Annotated in this window: 21 protein-coding genes; 6 read left to right on the top strand and 15 right to left on the bottom strand. The window is 42.9% G+C overall.

Features of this window, described 5'->3' with window-relative positions; genetic code table 11:
• From JWQ85_RS07130 to JWQ85_RS07060, 15 genes are all read right to left on the bottom strand, one after another.
• Positions 1-613, bottom strand: a 613-nt coding sequence (locus tag JWQ85_RS07130) for a hypothetical protein (protein ID WP_299466090.1), incomplete at its 3' end; no start/stop codon positions are given.
• A 6-nt stretch (positions 614-619) separates the two neighbouring features.
• Entirely contained in the window at positions 620-970 is a 351-nt protein-coding gene (locus JWQ85_RS07125; RefSeq protein ID WP_299466087.1) for a GPW/gp25 family protein, read from the bottom strand.
• Positions 971-974: 4 nt separating this feature from the next.
• Positions 975-1295 carry a hypothetical protein gene (locus tag JWQ85_RS07120; protein WP_299466084.1) on the bottom strand — a complete coding sequence of 107 codons (321 nt, stop codon included), beginning with the start codon at positions 1293-1295 and terminating at the stop codon, positions 975-977.
• A gap of 8 nt (positions 1296-1303) precedes the next feature.
• A complete protein-coding gene (locus JWQ85_RS07115) occupies positions 1304-1825 on the bottom strand; it encodes a phage baseplate assembly protein V (protein ID WP_299466081.1) in 522 nt (173 codons plus the stop codon).
• On the bottom strand, positions 1822-2949 hold the full coding sequence (locus JWQ85_RS07110) for a hypothetical protein (RefSeq protein WP_299466079.1): 1128 nt from the start codon (positions 2947-2949) through the stop codon (positions 1822-1824). Before JWQ85_RS07110 ends, JWQ85_RS07115 begins: the two co-directional genes overlap by 4 nt.
• Positions 2942-3304, bottom strand: a complete 363-nt coding sequence (locus JWQ85_RS07105) for a hypothetical protein (protein ID WP_299466076.1) — start codon at positions 3302-3304, stop codon at positions 2942-2944. Before JWQ85_RS07105 ends, JWQ85_RS07110 begins: the two co-directional genes overlap by 8 nt.
• Complete coding sequence (locus JWQ85_RS07100) at positions 3301-3954, bottom strand: hypothetical protein (protein WP_299466073.1); 654 nt, start codon at positions 3952-3954, stop codon at positions 3301-3303. Before JWQ85_RS07100 ends, JWQ85_RS07105 begins: the two co-directional genes overlap by 4 nt.
• Positions 3951-4244 carry a hypothetical protein gene (locus JWQ85_RS07095; protein ID WP_299466070.1) on the bottom strand — a complete coding sequence of 98 codons (294 nt, stop codon included), beginning with the start codon at positions 4242-4244 and terminating at the stop codon, positions 3951-3953. Before JWQ85_RS07095 ends, JWQ85_RS07100 begins: the two co-directional genes overlap by 4 nt.
• Entirely contained in the window at positions 4241-6211 is a 1971-nt protein-coding gene (locus JWQ85_RS07090) for an ATP-binding protein (RefSeq protein WP_299466067.1), read from the bottom strand. Before JWQ85_RS07090 ends, JWQ85_RS07095 begins: the two co-directional genes overlap by 4 nt.
• The gene (locus JWQ85_RS07085) at positions 6208-7533 is read right to left on the bottom strand and encodes a DUF4255 domain-containing protein (RefSeq protein WP_299466065.1); all 1326 of its coding nucleotides are present in this window, start codon (positions 7531-7533) and stop codon (positions 6208-6210) included. The genes JWQ85_RS07090 and JWQ85_RS07085 overlap by 4 nt, the downstream gene beginning before the upstream one ends.
• Complete coding sequence (locus tag JWQ85_RS07080; RefSeq protein ID WP_299466062.1) at positions 7533-8333, bottom strand: hypothetical protein; 801 nt, start codon at positions 8331-8333, stop codon at positions 7533-7535. Before JWQ85_RS07080 ends, JWQ85_RS07085 begins: the two co-directional genes overlap by 1 nt.
• Positions 8330-9073, bottom strand: coding sequence for a hypothetical protein (locus JWQ85_RS07075; protein WP_299466059.1), 744 nt, complete (start codon positions 9071-9073; stop codon positions 8330-8332). Before JWQ85_RS07075 ends, JWQ85_RS07080 begins: the two co-directional genes overlap by 4 nt.
• 12 nt (positions 9074-9085) lie before the next feature.
• Positions 9086-9607 (bottom strand): phage tail protein, encoded by a 522-nt coding sequence (locus JWQ85_RS07070; protein WP_299466055.1) that lies wholly within the window; start codon positions 9605-9607, stop codon positions 9086-9088.
• Between the two features lie 14 nt (positions 9608-9621).
• The gene (locus JWQ85_RS07065; protein ID WP_299466053.1) at positions 9622-11199 is read right to left on the bottom strand and encodes a phage tail sheath C-terminal domain-containing protein; all 1578 of its coding nucleotides are present in this window, start codon (positions 11197-11199) and stop codon (positions 9622-9624) included.
• 54 nt (positions 11200-11253) lie between these two features.
• Positions 11254-11754, bottom strand: coding sequence for a UpxY family transcription antiterminator (locus tag JWQ85_RS07060; protein ID WP_299466050.1), 501 nt, complete (start codon positions 11752-11754; stop codon positions 11254-11256).
• Positions 11755-12278: 524 nt separating this feature from the next.
• Here JWQ85_RS07060 and JWQ85_RS07055 point away from each other — a divergent pair.
• From JWQ85_RS07055 to JWQ85_RS07030, 6 genes are all read left to right on the top strand, one after another.
• Positions 12279-12956: a response regulator transcription factor gene (locus tag JWQ85_RS07055; RefSeq protein ID WP_299466047.1), complete on the top strand. Its 678-nt coding sequence runs from the start codon at positions 12279-12281 to the stop codon at positions 12954-12956.
• Positions 12953-14200 (top strand): HAMP domain-containing sensor histidine kinase, encoded by a 1248-nt coding sequence (locus JWQ85_RS07050; RefSeq protein ID WP_299466044.1) that lies wholly within the window; start codon positions 12953-12955, stop codon positions 14198-14200. Before JWQ85_RS07055 ends, JWQ85_RS07050 begins: the two co-directional genes overlap by 4 nt.
• Before the next feature lie 76 nt (positions 14201-14276).
• Complete coding sequence (locus tag JWQ85_RS07045; protein WP_299466041.1) at positions 14277-14714, top strand: PepSY-like domain-containing protein; 438 nt, start codon at positions 14277-14279, stop codon at positions 14712-14714.
• Between the two features lie 167 nt (positions 14715-14881).
• Positions 14882-16117: a TolC family protein gene (locus JWQ85_RS07040; RefSeq protein WP_299466038.1), complete on the top strand. Its 1236-nt coding sequence runs from the start codon at positions 14882-14884 to the stop codon at positions 16115-16117.
• A 1-nt stretch (position 16118) separates the two neighbouring features.
• Positions 16119-17054, top strand: coding sequence for an HlyD family efflux transporter periplasmic adaptor subunit (locus JWQ85_RS07035; protein ID WP_299466035.1), 936 nt, complete (start codon positions 16119-16121; stop codon positions 17052-17054).
• The coding region (locus JWQ85_RS07030; protein ID WP_299466032.1) for an efflux RND transporter permease subunit at positions 17051-18196 on the top strand (1146 nt) is incomplete at its 3' end. The genes JWQ85_RS07035 and JWQ85_RS07030, both read left to right, overlap by 4 nt.

The following is an 18196-nucleotide window of genomic DNA, read 5'->3' as shown; positions in this document are numbered from 1 at the left end:
CCACATAGGCCAGCAGTTCAATAATAGCAACGCCGGGATCAGCAGGGTTACGTTCTGTCCACCCGGGGGCTAACAGCGACATTCTGTCGAGCATTAACTGTCTAAAGCTCGAATAATCTTTCGCCAGGTAATTTATATCCGGTATAGGGGCTGGGAGTTTTTCACATGAAGTATCCTGCTGGCAATCAAAATCACTTGGGCAAAGTACTTTAAAGGAAAAATCAACCTCTGAAAGTATACTATCAAAATTTGCAGGTGGTTGCGGATGGTCTTCATCCTTGATAAGGCGAAGCTTATAAGTTGAAAAATCGCCCGACTTATTTACTTTGATCTGTAAAACCCGCGAATCGGAAACTAAAGGAGATGCAACTGCTACTGCTTTAACCTCGATAACCTTTACACCCTTTATCCGTTCACCTCCTTCTATCGTAAAGTTTGCTTTTGTAAGCGTGACCGGCGATACTGGTTTCAAAAAATGAATAAACAGCGTAGTTTGCCTGTCGGCATTTGCATCTGCCGGGTTATCAAGTACCTCTAAAAAATCGATACCATTTAACGTGGCATGGGCTTTAACCGCATTCCTTCTTATTTCGCTACAGCAGTGGTATTGCATTTGTTCTTAGCTTGAAAATTGCACGGTGAAATTTTGTTGTGTACTACGGATGGTATAGCTTACCACCACCTCTAAAACCGAATCGATTGTATTAACCTGTACAGCGTTTATTTCTATAAGGTGCCCAAGCCATTGTTGTAATGATCCCTGTACCAAAAATTGCGTTGTTGCTGCCATTTCGGTACTATTGGGTTCAAACACAAGCTTTAACAGGCCACTTCCAAAATCGGGGCGGTTAACGCGCTCGCCCGGGCTTGTAAAAAGCACCTGCTCTATCAGCGTACGTATATGTTCTTCGTAGCTGGTTTGGGCAGTTTGGCCGAGGTTATTAAACTGATGGGGGAATTTTAAATCCATTTTATTAAGTGCCGGTAACTTTTGTTTGTGTAGATACGATAAGCGCAGGGGTACCATTAGGCACGCAAATTGCCTGGCTATCTAAAAGCAAAACCGGCAACCCATCAGATGTTACCCGAGTAGCCCCTGTTACCCATTGTGCTGTAACACATGGCACAGGCGCCCCCGAAACATTGAACGAACAGCCGGCTATTGTATATGGTGCTGCCTGGGTAACAATTGGCTGGCCGCTAACCGTAACCCTTGTACTGGTAACAGTTGGCTGGGCCTGGCCGCCGTGCGCACATTGCACTGTTGCCCCCATATGAAGTAAAAATCCAGGCATAAGCAGATCTATATTATTGTTAAAGCCCCATTATTAATCGTTATAGTTGGGCCCACCAGCGTAATAGTGGCACCCTTTCCGTTTTGGATATAAATACCCGTATCGTTTACTATTAAACTAGCCCCGCTAGCGCTTTTAAGCATTATCCCCCCGGTAGGCCCCGGCAGATCACTTATTACGAACGAGTTTTGCCCTACTGTTTGCATAACTATATTGGGAGATACAGGCAACCCGGCTTTTGATAATGGTGGCACATCTGATGCCAGCCCCCAGCGGCAGCCAACCCAAATGGGCCTATCGGCGCTTCCGTGCTCAAATTCAACCCAAACACCCGCTCCAATAGGTGGTACCATGTAAACCCCCATTGGAGGGCCGGTGGGGCCGGCCAGCGGAACACAGGGTTCAGCCCAGGAGCTTGGTATTAGATCCAACACATCGGGGACGGATAGCAGCAGCCGCCCGCGCATGTCCGGATCAAGGTTATTTATTACTGTCCCCCTGTATTTTCCAAAGAAAGGGCCTGTACTCATGTTAATACAAAAGGTGTGTTTGATATTACCCCATCGCGCGACAGGGTAAAGCTTTGTTTATACTCGCCAGGTTTAATATTATGTGTTACGCTGTCAACAAAATACATACCATCATACGTTATCCCCGCCCCTCTTACGCCTACCATCATCCTTGATCTAAGTATATGCTGGTACCGCAAAACATCAAGCGAGCCACTGCCGCTCACCGCTGCCGAATTGTTTAGCAAAAAACCAAGTATGCTTTGGGCCGCCTCTGTTGCATCTGATTGTGCAACATCACTGGCAAACTCAATTTTTGCAGGGGGTGTCGGTCTTGCACCCATTGGCGGTTTAAAGAGGTTAATATTTGGTACTGGTATTGGTATAGGTATCTTTTTGGTGATAGGATCCATAATGGTATAGATCCGCACCTTTTTTGCCAGGCCATCAAGTGAAAAGCTTATACTCTCTACATTGGTGGCGCCATCCATATTTACTGTTAATGCAGGTTGCGGCACAGGCACATTTACATCCGGGCCAAAATAGGCAATACTTTGCCCCGGGAATGGACCGGCCTCAACAAAAAACAAATACCCGCACTTGCTTGCCAACTGTTTAATATATGCCCTGTCGGTCATTTTTGGTTGGGTGCGCCAGGTTTCTGTTGGCGATTGTATCAGCGATATAATTGGCGGTATTACCAGCGGCACAACGCCTAAAAATGCATACTTAGCCAGTATCAGATTTATTATTGCTACCTCGGGCATAGCAGGATATGGAATTATCATATCGATAATATCCATAGCCAAGCTCAAATCCTCACCGGTAATGGTCAACGTTGATTTACCGGGTTCGTTAGATGGCCCCAATTGATGATTGGTAACCAGCCCATCCATTATTACGTTAGGGATGCCGTTAAGCGTGGCTATTAAAATTACCCGCGTAGTAATGGGGTCAAAAAAACCGGCCGGCAGCATAGTGGTAATAATGCTCGAATTTTTGCCGGTTAAAAAACTTATCTGAAAACCGCTGCGGTCTTTACTGTTTGTAACCTGAATATTGCTAAGCGCATCTACCAATACCTGTGGGGCCGGGATAGGTACACCCGGACCAATTAACAGGGTAAGATATATTCCTTTAAGCATTGCTGTTTCCTGGGATACCTTCAGGTAATGTGATCTTTATTTTGCTGCCCGGTTCTTCTATCAGTTCTTCGGGGCGCATAGCATTGTTGGCATCACAAATTTGCCAGTAACGTTCCGGGTCACCAAGGTATTGAACGGTAACCTGGTCAAGCCGTTCGCCCTGTAAAACGGTATGTTCCTGCAATTTAAAAAACTGATCGGGCTGAGGTAAAAACCTCCTGCGCAGATAAGTAATGCTGTTACCATTCACATCCTGCATTGTTGTGGTATCAATACTATAATACCTGCTTGCAGATGAGAACGTATTGGTTTTTAGCCCGCTTTGCTGTAGTAATGATTGTATTGATGTGCTCATACTATTGCTTTTATACCCAGTTTACTTAACGACCCGGAGATGAACATTGCAGCAAGGCTTTCTTTATTCTGCTGATAGCTCATATACAGGTTACCGCCCTTGTTGTTAAACCCAAGGTCATCAATATTCAACACACGCATGCCAAGGCTTACCTTGGCTCTAATTGGATTAAGGTTTACATCGAAAGCCTCTTCGGTAATACTAAATTCAGTTATACGGACCGGGATAATACGGTTTGCATTCCAGATGAACAGTGCAAGTGACGATTCCATTGGTGCAATTTCTATTGTACCAACCTTTGCTATATTGTTGTTAGCTATAAGGTGCCCGCTTGTTGGATAGATCATCATTTCGAGCGCCGCTAACTGTGGTTGTATGCCAACCTTTGATGTTAGCTTATCGGCAGCCTCCAACTGGTCTGTTCCATCTATCTCCGCTTCGAGCTTAATAGTTTCTGTAGGTGGGCCAGTAAGGCGCAAGGCCTCCGAACGGCTGTTACCCTCGCCTCCTGTACCGTGAACCTGCATTGTACGGGTCAGCGTATCAGGGTTGTACTGCAGGGCTATTACCTTCTGTATTGCCGACGTTTGCGGGTCTACCAATACTATACCCCCCTTTATCAGATAAGGCGAACCGGTGAATGATGTCATAATTTATTCGGTTTTGGGCTTTTAGGTTCGCTAAATCCGTTGTAAACGTGATTAGATATAGCCGAAGCAAGCGTTTTAAGGCTCGACCCTGCTTTTGCATTAAAATTACCGCCGGGCAATTGCTCAAAATTACCACCTGATCTTATTTCAGAAGGTAAACCGCGCTCTTTTATCAGACGGCTTAATTCAAACTCAACCGCCTCTTTTAACCCTTTTGATTGTTTGGGAGAGAAACCGTGGAGCACTATTTTATCAATAGCCAATTCAATGTCCTGATCTTGTTTTATCACCAGTAGTTAATTTCTGAGCTGCTCAGCATTTTTTCGAGCTTAGTATACTCGCTTCTTGCCGCGCGCGATATGTGGGCCATTTGCACCGGCTGGCCATCATTGGCGGCTATAAAAGATGCGTTCATGGCAATATTCTTTATGTTCCCGCCAGCCACATTAAGTTTTGCAAGTTTCTCCATATCAAGGTCCAGGGTCGGGGTTTGCTTTGGGAAGGCGCGCTTCCATATTTCACTCCGCTGGGCGGTATCAGGGAACGGGAACTGAACTACAAAACGAAGTCGGCGCAGAAACGCGTTATCAAGAGCGCCTTTCATATTGGTGGTTAAAATAGCCAGACCACGGTATGATTCCATTCGCTGCAGCAGATAACTGACTTCGATATTTCCATATCGATCGTGGCTATCTTTTACTTCGCTCCTGCGGCCAAACAAGGCGTCGGCTTCATCAAACAGCAATATAGAACCGCCATCTTCTGCGGCATCAAATATTTTCTTCAGATTTTTTTCTGTTTCGCCTATGTATTTGTTAACTACCTGGCTTAGGTCAATTCGATACAGATCGAGCTGTAATTCATTTGCCAGCACCTCTGAAGCCATTGTTTTACCCGTACCGCTTTCACCATAAAAAAGTACGCTTATACCTAAACCCCTTGCGCTCTTGGCAGCAAAACCCCAGTCATCATAAACGGTTATGCGGTGCTGCACATGTATAGCTATCTCTTTTAATATTTCTTTTTGCTGTTGGGGGATAACCAGATCATCCCACCTGGCAACCGGGATAACCCTTTCTGCTAACTCGTTTAGTTGAGGGCGGGTTTCGGCGCAGCACATGCTCCAAATGCTTTTCCCATTTTTTGCCGAGCTGCCATTTTGCGACTGATGATTGGCCTCTAAGGCAGTCATACGAATAGTTTTAGTACTCATATTAAACTGCGATACTAATCGGCTAAGGTCTTGCCCGGTATATTTTAGTTCGGGTTTCAAATACATTTGCCATAGCATCAGCTGTTCTTTAATGGTAGGCTTATTAACATTAAGTACTATCTGCTGCCTTTTTAAATCAAGCGATGTATTTGTTGTACTTATAAAGGTGAGCCCATTGGCATTTTCGGCAACATTTGTTACCGACTGCAGTGTGGTTTTATCTGTAAGATCGCTTTCTAAGCAATCGATGAATAAAGCGAAATTGTTTAATGCCGATTCGCGGTTCCAAAGACGGATAAATTCGCTAAGGCTTTTCCCCGAAGGGAGATAGCCCGCGTTTACCGCATATAACTGATAGCCGGCTTTTAACGCCGCCGTTTTGGCAATCGCTCTTTTATCTGAATTATCGGCACCAACCAATTGAATTAACCTAACCAGGTTATTTGTTTGAGACCATGCATCTGTAACCTGGTTTGCCAGGGTTTGCTGTGAGGGCACAAGCTCATCATCATTATCAACAGACTCAAGCAATTCTGTTAACCGCTCGTCCATATAATTCACACCTGTTAGATAATGCAGCACCTGCTCATCAATTTTCAGCGGGCTACCGGCCATTAACTCTCCAGAGGTTAACTCTATCAAACGCCAATAACGTAATGGTGATACCGGGGAAAAAGCGCTCCAATGGGCGTCTGTAAGCGAATGCAAAGCCAGCCTGAATGTTGGCAGAACTGATGTTTGCGTAAACGCGAAAACCATTTGGCTCAGCTCTTCGTCAAGCTCGACACCTGCGCATAGCAGTATGATCTTTCTCTCGAAAATAGATAAGTTAAGTATCCTGCAAAGTTCATCAATAGCCGCGGGATTGGGTAACGATGCACTAACATCTGCTGTAAGTTTCTTCGCGACTAACCAATCGTTATACAAGCCATCGTTTTCTTGCTGCTGCATGTGCAGCTTCATTTCTGCTTTTATTTCGCTCAATAAAGCCGCAAGGTAGCGTTGGTTTGCTTCGGTCCAATCGGTATAGGTTTGCGTGCTCATGGCAGTACAATATTAGGCGTATCATAAACCCCGGATGCATTAACCGTTAACGGGCTTTCCGCACCATCTATCTGTAACCGTACCAGGTACTTTCCGGCTTTTACCCCTTTAACTTTAAATGTTATTTTTTTAATGGGAACAAAGGGGGAGGCTATGGTAAGTACAGGGTCTAAAAAGCTGTAAAAAGCCGCATCTTTTGACAGATCCGCAGGGATCTCATTCAGCATTAAAATCACTTTTTGCGTTTCGTCCAAAGCAGGCTCTATGTTCAAAACGATATCTGCAGCCCTTGGTGCATTGCCGGCACCTGTAATGTTGTTTGCTGTTACGCTTACTATGCGCGGGCTAAGTATAAATGCCAGCGAGTTAGATGTAAACCCTTTGTGTGGCGTTTCTGGTGTCCCCATATTTATGGTGTTCACCACCTGTGCCGCGTGTATACCCGCTTTAAGTTCGGCAGGCAGTTTTACTGTTATAAGCGAATCAGTAATTTTTGAGCTATCCGGCGTAATGTTAAACTCGTCTATTTTAACGGTAAGATTATCTGCGTATAACGATGCACCCCGCAATACCAGGTTATAGCCCGGTAATATTTTTTGCCCTTCAACTGCTACATCAGCATCTGTTTTTTGTGATAGTATCTTATCAATAGTTGCATGCTTAAAAGGCAGCACGTATATATTTCTGTCTTTAACCGGCAGTGATGCCTTGAACGACCTTTTACTTTCTATAAGCACCACCGTTACTTTATAAGCGGCAGTAGGCCTGTATTTGGCCTGAAAAGCCGTCCATAGTTTTGATAACTCATCAACGGTTAGGGCCTGCGGTGTAATCTTTATCAACTCCGTTTGCTGGTCAAGCTCGGAGGTGGATAGTGCCTTTAAATTGGCCGGAAGATCATTCCCTGTAACATTCAGCGGCGGCGAAAGCGAGTTTTTAATGGCGCTTTTGCTTAGTATAGGATTTTCGTGCAGTAGCTGCATGCCATATCCCAACAAGATTTCGGTATGTAACTCAACCGTACCATAAGCGGTTAACAGATAATGAAGATCGAGCGCCAGTGGCGGATTACTTATCAGGTCGCCACTGCTGTTTCTTGATGGCAACCCCTGCGACGTCCACCCCGCGTTTGGCGAAACCTGGTACATAAACAGATTAAGCTGGGTATGCTCGTTTGTACTGGTGTCTATCTTATCGGGTGCCAGGGCCGTTACTACTACGTTGCCGCCTACAACGCCTGTTATGTCCCTATCAATGACCCCGTTGTTTAACAGATCTTTTAAAACGTGTGTTACGGAAGCAATGGCCAGCGCTGTGCTCATTAGTTTGAATTTCTCATTTTCAGATAATCATCCAGCGACATGCGTGGTGCTTCTGTTGTTTTATTTTTAATACGGGCAGGTTGCATATCCGGAATTGCCTTTACATCTATTTGCCCTATTGTAACTTTAATGGAAGGCTTCTTTACCTCGGGATGCAGTGTATCTTTTAAAGGAAGTGTCTTTGTAAAATATGCAGACTGAGAATAAATATTGTCATTTAAGATCGCACTTCGCTGCATGCTTTCAGGTTCTGCCTCCTCCTGCTTTGAATAGGTATTTATAGGCTGGGGGGCATCAATTTTTTCTTTCGTATTTCTGTTAGGAAAAGCGGTTAAGTCATTTACAGCTTTAACTGTTGTTATGTCTGATTTACCTGTAGTAACTTTCACCTTGTTTTCAACAGGGAAATACGGATCAGTTATTTCCGGCTCTTTGGCAAAAGCATTTACCTGTTTGGGCTGCCTATCTTCTTCTGCCGGTTTAAATTTTACAAAAGGATTTGGTTTTGTAGCTTCAACAGCTTCCGGCTCTTTACCAACATTCTTTGCTCGCGTTGTAGGCGATATAGTGTTTAAAGGCGCATCGGGTATATCGTCACCTTTCAAATCCCTAATGGATGTATTTTTCAGGATAGGCTTATTCTGTGTTTGCTCAACACCGAATACATCAATGTTACTCCCGTTTATATCAGCCGCGTTTCTGTTTAAACTTTCAGATTCGAACAGGGTCATTAACCTCGGCTTTACAATATCACTCTTAAGTGTATGGCGGTTAATAAGGCTGCTGATAAAAGAACTCATGCTTGTATAAGCTTAACATACATTGTGCGCCTTTGCGGGCTCATGTTTAAAATATCCTTTTCGGCCCATCCAAAAGCAGATGCCAGCAGATAGATCTCGTGCAAAAGGTGTGTGGCCCAAACATCTATCTCTGTACATAAATAGCTTAAAATATCAAACTTGGCCTCCCACTCATTAGAGCATACAGGGCAGTTCAGCATCATGCCAATATCTGCCTGCGGGTCATCATTACTTATTTGTACTTCAAGCGCCTGCAAGGTTTCGGCATCCAGATTTGTTACCTGTATTGCCTCACTATTATGCTGAATATCAATTATACAATCTGTAAGCAATTTGTTAGGATCAGCAATATAGGAGTTGGCGTTACGAATAACCTTCAACAGATCTGTGCTGTTAGGAAGCCGGTATTTGATACTAAGATCTTCCTTAACAAATTCAAATACACTGTTTGCCGGTAACGGCGGCACAGGTTGCAGATGCATATCACGGCTGTTGCTTTCCCATTCTACAATATCGGCGCATTTAGGGCAGGCAGCTGTGTTTTTTAGTTTTGTGCCAAAAAGATATTCGCGCAGGCATAGCAACATTTCGTCGCGTTCGCCTATACTTAACATTGCCAGCGAAGCGGGTGTTTGTTCGGGCAATGCTTTAGCCAAAAGCAAAAGAGATCTTTCAATCAGCGTTTGCTCACTGCCTGTTTCCCAAAGCTGCAACAGATCGGCGGGCGTAAGGGCTTGCATCAGTTAAATGCTTTATGGTTCGGTAAATGAAGGCTCGGCAGGTTCAACAACTTCATAGTCGCGTTCCCAGCCTTCATTTTCAAGTTTAATGTGCTGTATAGCTACAGCATTGGCATTGGCATCCAGATCAGGCATGGCCTGGTACTCAGATACCCAGCAACGATAAACTTTGTAAGTTATAGCCAATTGGCCTGCTTCATTATAAAGTTCTATAATGATGTCTTTTCTAAAATCTTTTAATGATACCTCCGAACCAAGGCCCGAACCAAAGTTCCAAACTTTGTTGGCCCACTGTTCAAAGCTCGCATCATGCGTAACTCCGCGCTCAAGCGATATCGCATCATACTCGGTACGGCCCGGCGATTTTCGGCTACTGCTTGGATCGCCGCCTTCACGGTGTTTTACTACTTCCGTTGTTTTTTTTAAACCGCCTACCTTGCTCACCCCTAAAACATAACGGCCATCCCATTTTACACGGAATTTAAAATTCTTGTAGGGATCAAAGCGTTGGGTATTAACTGTAAACTGTGCCATATTACTCTTATTTATTAAGTGTCTATTTGTCCGGTTAATTGCTGAATTTTAATAAATACGAACTCTGCCGGTTTTAACGGAGCAAAGCCTACCAGGATATTAACTATCCCCAGGTTTATATCGTTTTGGGTAGTGGTTTCCTTATCACATTTCACCAGGTATGCATCCTTAGGTGTAGTACCCTGGAAAGCGCCCTGGCGGAAAAGGTTATGCATAAAAGCACCCACATTTAATCGTATTTGCGCCCAAAGCGGTTCGTCGTTAGGTTCAAAAACAACCCATTGTGTACCCCTGTAAAGGCTTTCTTCAATAAGTAGAGCTGTACGCCTTACGGCAACATATTTATAATCATCTGCTAACTGATCGGCGCCCCTTAATGTACGTGCACCCCATACCACACTACCTACTATAGGGAAATTCCTGAGTACGTTTATACCTAAAGGATTCAGTTGCCCGTTCTCTTCGTCAGAAAGCGCGACGTTTACTCCCTGCACCCCGTTTAATGAGGCATCAATACCTGCGGGCGATTTCCATGCGCCTCGTGTGGTATCTGTACGTGCAATAACACCGGCTATTATTCCGCTGGGCACAAAAACATCTGTTTGCCCATCGCGCAACTGGTCGGCCAGTTTAACTCTTGGGAAATAAAGCGCTGCATTACGCGAATCGGGGCCGTTTAAGCCAAGCGCGCCTAAACCCGCTATTGCGTTTGCAGGTGCATTAGCGGCAGATGCTTCCCATGCTGCCGGCGAATCCACCAAAAGGATGGCTCGTTTGGCTACACAAAGTTTCATAGCCTGTTTGTATACCTGTACATCGGTATCCCCACCCCTTACTGCTGGCGGTATACTTAGTAAATTAAACAGATCCACATTCTTTAATGCGTAAATACCCGTTTTATTTACCTCGCTGCCCAGGTACTGGACTGAGGTTAAATCAATCCCATCGGCTCCGCCTGCGGCAGCAACCGAGGTAAAGCCGCTTCCCGGAGGATTTAAAGCCACACTTGCAACAGGCCGGCCTACAGGCACAACACCACTAACCCGTACCAATACCGAACTTTGCTGTAAAACCCTGGTAACAAACCGCGGGTCGTTAGCATTGGTAGAAACATTTAAAAATGTTTCTTTAATACCACCGTCCTTATCCTCAAATACAATTAAATTAAACAGGCGTTTATCTGGTGCAACACTATCAGCATCTTTTGTTTGATAATTTACCGACGCTTTGAGGCTGTTTCCCCAAATGCCATTACTGGCCGCCTTTAAAACCAGGGTACCAAGCGGGCTGCTAACCGTAGGCAAATTAATTGTTGACGGGGTTGCACCATTCTCGATGCGTACAATTATTGCCTGGCTCCCGCCATTCAGATAAAAATCTTTCACGGCATAGCCCATCATGCTTCTAACCCACAAGCCACCAAAAGTTCGTTCAAAATCAGAATAACTATTAATTGTGACAGGTTCATTGGCCGGCCCTTTTAAAGCTGAACCAATAAAGGCGGTAATTGAGGTAGCAACCCCAACAATTGTACGTACCCCACTGGGTATTTCCTGTACATATACACCAGGATAAGTTGGTTGTACTGACATATCTAATTTTAATTAAATGAATGATTACAGATAAATTAAGCTGCTATAGGAGAGCTATTGAAGTTTACGCAGGCATGAAATAGGTACCTCAAGAGATAATGACTGATTGATGGATTTTAACCTTATGCCAAATCTTTGTTTACCACGTTTAGAAAAAAGTTTACCCTGCAAACCGGTGAAGGGGCCGTTTATAATAATTACATTATCGCCCTGTACAAGATGGGGTTCCACATCAAAAACAGTGTTTTCAAAGCGCATAATGCTTAGTATCTCATCATCTGAAACTACTGCCGGCTTGCCATTAAAGGTTATAAACCTTAGTACTCCATTTATATCATACAGGGATGGACGTTTTTTTTCGGTAGTATTTATGAAAACGTAATTAGGAAATAAAGGTATCTTAAGCTCCTTTTTGCGGTCGCTCCATTGCCTTATAACACTTTGCATAGGTAGGTATGCTTTTATGTTTTTCTTACCCAACTCCTGATGGATTCTCTTTTCGAGGTTAGGAACAGTATAAACTACATACCAATTGGCTTTAAGCTCATATTCCATATTCAAAATTTTAGGTTCAGTAAATGTAGATAGGCAAATGCAGATAAGCATGGCTTCGCCATTGGCTTGTCACAATCGGTCTGGGTTACAGTATTATTTGACCCGGTTAAAAAGATAAAAGTAGATGGATTAATATTTGTGGATTTTCAATCAATATTTTAACTTATGATTTAAGAAAAACAGCCATCTGGCATCCAAAAAGACAAATATTAACTATTAGCTAAGTTGAAAATCTTACAAACGGATTACAATAGCTATAAGTAGCTATTTTTTATAAAACCACACAGAAACAATATTACCTGATCGCAAATACAACGTTATTTAAATAGCAATCAGTCTTCAGCGAAACTTATCAAAACGATTCTGCCCTGGTAAACTTTCAGAATTCCTCCAATATCTTTTCTTATTATCGCCAAAAATGGAATGAGAGTTTAGATGGAACAAAAAGTATAATGATGAAGAATGGGCGCAAACTAACCTTACATGTTCATACAACATAAATTTTAAAAAGCTATTTTTATAAAGTGAAAATACTTATAGTAGAAGACGAGACCGGCCTGCGGGATAGTATTGAAGCCTATTTTACAGGTAACGACAGTATTTGTGAAACTGCAAAAGACTTTACATCTGCTTTGGCCAAGGTTAGCGTTTACCGATATGATTGTGTTATACTTGATCTTACCCTGCCACAAGGTAACGGGCTGGATATTGTAAAGCATCTTAAAGATAACGGGCACAATGATGGTGTGCTTATTATCTCGGCAAAAGACTCGCTTGATGACCGGCTTACCGGCCTTGATCTGGGTGCTGATGATTACCTCACAAAACCGTTCCATTTATCAGAACTTAAGTCGCGGGTTACAGCTATTGTAAGGCGACGGTCTTTTGATGGCAACAATAATCTTAAGTTTAACGAAATAGATATTGACCTTGCAGCTAAAACGGTTAAGGTGAATAATGCTGTAGTTAAGTTCACACGTAAGGAGTATTCTTTATTGCTGTACTTTATTGCCAATAAGGGCAAAGTGGTATCTAAAAGCGCCATCGCCGAGCACCTTTGGGGTGATAGTATTGATATTGCCGATAATTTCGATTTTATTTACTCGCACATCAAAAACATCCGTAAAAAACTGGTTGAAGCCGGTGGTAACGATTATATACAGGCCGCCTATGGCATGGGTTATAAATTTACCGAAGCATGAAACTGCTAACCAAATATAACCGCATTAACATAGCCGTAACCGTAATAATTATGCTGATTACAGGCATCATTTATTACTATACCATCAGCCATATTTTAACCAACCAAATAGATAAGGATCTGGTGTTGGAAGAGAACGAAGTATTTAGCTACGTAAGCAAAAACCACCGCTTGCCTGATGTTTACGAAAACAACCATCAGCAAATAGTTTTTATGCTGCTGGGCGACAAACAGATTGAACGCCGGTTTTTAGATACCGTTTACCATGATGCGGATGAAAAAGACATGGAGGCAGGCCGCGCGCTTATCAGTTCGGTAAAAGTATTGGGGCATAATTACCGGATAATGGTAACGCAATCTAAAGTAGAGACCGAGGATCTGATCCAAATTATATTCCTGATAACTATTGGGGTGATTGTTAGTCTACTGGTGATATTAATTGTACTTAACCGGGTGATATTAAAAAGCATCTGGAAACCTTTTTACAAAATACTATTCCAGCTAAAAGAGTTTAGTTTGGCCAACCATCCGGTTATCAGCACCACTCCATCAACCATAGATGAGTTTAAAGAGCTTGATAAAGCCGTTATCTCTATGGCCGACAGGGTAAAAAATGATTACCAAAACCTGAAAGCTTTTACAGAAAATGCCTCGCACGAGTTAATGACGCCTATTTCGGTCATCAATTCTAAACTGGATACATTGGTACAGACAGATGAGTTTACCGATAAACAAAGTAAACTGCTGAATGATATTTACGGTACCGTTACGCGATTAACCCGCTTAAATAAATCAATGTTATTGCTTGCCAAAATAGAGAATGGTTTGATACCTGATAACCAGGATGTTGATATAAAAGAAGTGCTGGAAGAGTGCCTTTACCAGCACGAAGAAATGATACACCAACTTAACATTAAGTTGGTGACCAATTTGCAGGATAAAAAAATACAGGCAAGTAAATCGCTCATAGAGATCTTATTAAACAACCTGCTCAGTAACGCTATCAGGCATAATTACCAGAACGGGGAACTAACCCTGAAACTCGCACCGGAAAAATTGACCATCAGCAATACAGGTAAAGGTAGTTTTGATTTTGGCCAGGTGCTTAAAAGGTTCCATAAATCTGATGGATCTGAAGGGATAGGCTTAGGACTAACATTATGCAAGCAAATATGTGACAACTATGGATATAATTTTGATTATGAACAGGATAACAACACTCACATCTTTTCCGTCGCATTTTAATTTATCCTAAATTCCTCCAGTTTTATTCCAAATTAAGCACAGGTTTGGTGGATAGCTTAGTATAAAATTACTAAACATGAAATTCATCAAAACAACAGCGGCTATTTTAATAGCATCATTAATGGGCGTAGCAGCTATGGCCCAAAAAATCAATTCAACCCAGGTACCCGCAGCGGTAAAAAGCGCATTTGCAAAAGCCTATCCTTCAGTAAAAACCATTAAGTGGGAAAAAGAAAAAGGCGATTTTGAAGCCGGGTTTAAACAGGGCAACAACGAAATGTCGGCTGTGTTTAAGGCTGATGGCGCACAGGTAGAATCTGAAATGGAAATAAATGCTGCTACCCTGCCTGCAACCATAATTGTATATGTAAAACAACATTACAAAGGTGCGGTAATTAAAGAAGCCGCCAAAATAACCAAAGCAAACGGCGAAGTAAACTATGAGGCCGAAGTAAAAGGCAACGACCTTCTTTTTGATAGCGCAGGCAAATTCATTAAAGTAGCGAAAGACTAATAATTAACCCGGCTATTCATCAGGGGATTGTGGCCGGTATGATGCTTCGGATATACCTATCCGAAGCATCTTTTTATATCCCCCTATCTCCCACAAAATGTTTACAGAATTAGGCAGGATATTTACGATGAAAAATTTAACTTAATAGCCTATAGTCAACGCCCTGAATGAAATACTTTATCAACCTGTTTCTATTTCTTTTATTTAGCACTACCTGCCTTGGTCAAAGCAAAACTTTGGATGATTACCTGCAGCAGGCCGTAAAAAACAGTCCGCTGTTAAAGGATCTGAACAACCAGATATTATCGGCCCAGTTAGATAGTGTGCGAATAAAGGCGGGATTCAAGCCCCAGGTTACCGCAAGCAGCGCAGGCTTATATGCGCCGGTAATAAGGGGGTACGGTTATTCGTCAGCCATTACCAACGGGCAGTCGTTAAATGGGTTGGTAACGATAAGCAAAGCCTTTATTGGTAAGGATTATCTGAATGCGCAATTTGCAAGCCTGGGCTTACAGCGCGATTCATTACGTAACAGCATCAAACTATCCGAACAAGACCTGCGCAGAACAATTATTGGGCAATATATTACCGCTTATGGCAGCCTGCAGCAACAAAAGTTTAACCAGGAAATTGTTGACCTGCTCGGTAAAGAAGAAGACCTGCTAAAACGACTTACCCGCAGCAACGTTTACCGCCAAAGCGATTATCTTACTTTTTTGGTTACGCTTAAACAGGCACAGTTACAGCTATCGCAAACCAGGCTGCAATACAAAACCGATTATGCCACCCTTAATTATTTATCCGGCGTAGCCGATACCGCGATTTTTGAGATCACCAAACCCGAGTTGCAAAAATCCTTTGCATATGATAGCAGCAACAGCATTTTTTTTAAACAATACCAGCTGGATAGTTTAAGGCTAACCAACAGCCGTAAGCTAATTGACTACAGTTATCGTCCTAAATTGAGTGTTTTTGCTGATGGTGGTTACAACTCCGACCTTACCGCTCAATACTATAAAAATTTTGGCACAAGTGTGGGCTTCACCGTAAGCATGCCTTTGTATGATGGTGGGCAGCGTAAATTGCTCTATAAAAAATTGTCGTTAGAGCAGGAAACACAGCGCAGTTATAAGGCGTTTTTCAATAATCAATACACACAGCAAATAAACCAGTTAAACCAGCAGATAGGCGAATATGATAAACTGATAGCCGAGATAAACGACCAGTTTAAATATTCGGAAAGCCTGATAAAAGTGGATACCCAACTGCTGCAAACCGGCGACCTTAAAATAGCCGACCTGATATTGGCCGTTAATAATTACCTCACTATAAAAAACCTGCTTACCCAAAACACCATTAGCAGGTTACAACTCATTAATCAACTTAACTACTGGAGCAGATAATATGAATCGATATTACAAGCCATTAACTATATTATTTGCCTGTTTGGCCCTAACAGCGCTTTATTCCTGCAGTGGCAGCCAGCCCGCTGCTGATGAGGCCGCCGCCGAATCGCAAACACAGGTAACGGTAACCACCATAGGTAACAGCGCCCTGGCAGATTCTATTGAGCTGAATGCTACATCATCATTCCTACAAAAGAATTATGTAAGCGCAAACGCTATTGGTTACATCCAAAAGGTAAATGTACAGCCGGGACATTATGTAGAAAAAGGCCAGCTCATGTTTACCATTAAAACTAAAGAAGCCCAAAGCATTGGCAATACCATTAATGTATTAGATACCACTTTCAAGTTCTCGGGTATTAACAATATCCGGGCATCGCGCAGTGGTTTTGTTACCCAGTTGCTGCATCAGGTTGGCGATTATGTGCAGGATGGCGAGCAACTGGCCATCATCAGCGACCGCGAGAGCTTTGCTTTTGTACTGCAACTACCATACGAGTTAAGGAGTGTAATTACCAACAACCAAAATATGGTGCTTACCTTGCCCGATGGTGAAAAGCTGAACGGTCACATCGCTTCGCTAATGCCATCGGTTGATACGCTTTCGCAAACGCAGGGCATTGTTATTAAAGTAAATAATACCCACCCTATTCCAGAAAATTTGGTGGCCAAAGTGCTTATTATTAAAACAGCTAAAAGTAGCGCGCCGTCTTTGCCAAAATCGGCTGTGCTATCTAACGAAACGCAGAACGAATTTTGGGTAATGAAGTTGATAAACGACACTACAGCGGTGAAAACACCAGTTAAAAAAGGTATAGAATCTGGCGGTAAAATAGAGATCCTATCACCCAAATTTAACCCTGCCGATCGCGTGGCGGTTACCGGCAATTATAGTTTAGCAGATACCGCGAAGGTTAAAATTGTAAAACCATGAACAGCCTGAATAACTTTTTTATTACCCATAAAAAGCCCATTAGCCTGGTTCTTTTTATTATACTGCTTGGCGGTGGTTTTGCCTATTCACGGTTGCAAACTTCCCTTTTCCCCGAAATTACTTTCCCCAAAATAAAGATCATTGCCGATGCTGGCCTGCAACCGGTAAACAAGATGATGGTTACGGTTACCAAACCGTTGGAGAACGCCGTTAAACAAGTACCAGATCTGCATTATGTGCGCAGCACCACCAGCCGTGGCAGTTGTGAAATATCTGCCTACATGAACTGGAACGCAGATATTGATCTGAGCCAGCAGCGCATAGAATCTCGCATAGCGCAGATAAAAAACCAACTGCCGCCCGATGTGGATGTTACCGTAGAGAAGATGAACCCTTCTATCCTGCCGGTAAGCGGTTACACATTGGAGAGCCATAGTTTATCGCCTATTGAATTGAAGCAACTGGCTACATATACCGTAAAACCTTTTCTTTCGCAGGTTGATGGTGTGTCAGAGATTCGTGTTATTGGTGGTAAAACAAAAGAATATTGGTTGGTTTTAAACCGCCAAAAGATGAGCTCGCTTGGCTTAACGCCTGATATGATAACCAATACGCTCGCTCAAACGGCATTCATTAAATCAAACGGCTATTTGTCTGATTTTAAGATGCTGTACCTAACCGTTACCGATGCCAGCGTAAACACCAGCGAGCAATTGCAAAACCTGGTGGTGAGCAATAACCGCAAGCGGGTTATTCAGCTAAAAGATATTGCGGAGATCCAGATAAACCCCGGCATCGAGTACACCAAAATAAATGCTAATGGGCACGAAGGTGTACTGATAGCGGTTATTAAACAGCCCAATTCTAACCTGGTCGATCTTTCTGCCGCCATGACTACTAAAGTGGCCGAACTGCAAAGGGTATTACCTAAGGGCGTATCTATAAAACCATATTATGTACAAGCCGATTTTGTAAACGAATCTGTAAAAAGTGTAAGTGACAGCTTATGGATAGGTTTGGCGTTGGCTATTATTGTTGCCATCATATTCCTTCGGTCGTTAAAGGCAAGCGCCACAATATTGATAACCATCCCGGTTACGCTGGGGTTAACGCTGATCGTTTTATATGCTGTAGGCTATACG

Source organism: Mucilaginibacter sp. (genome assembly GCF_028288105.1).
Classification (GTDB): domain Bacteria; phylum Bacteroidota; class Bacteroidia; order Sphingobacteriales; family Sphingobacteriaceae; genus Mucilaginibacter.
Note: the sequence above shows the minus strand (reverse complement) of the source record. Positions and strands in the feature narration are given on the sequence as shown.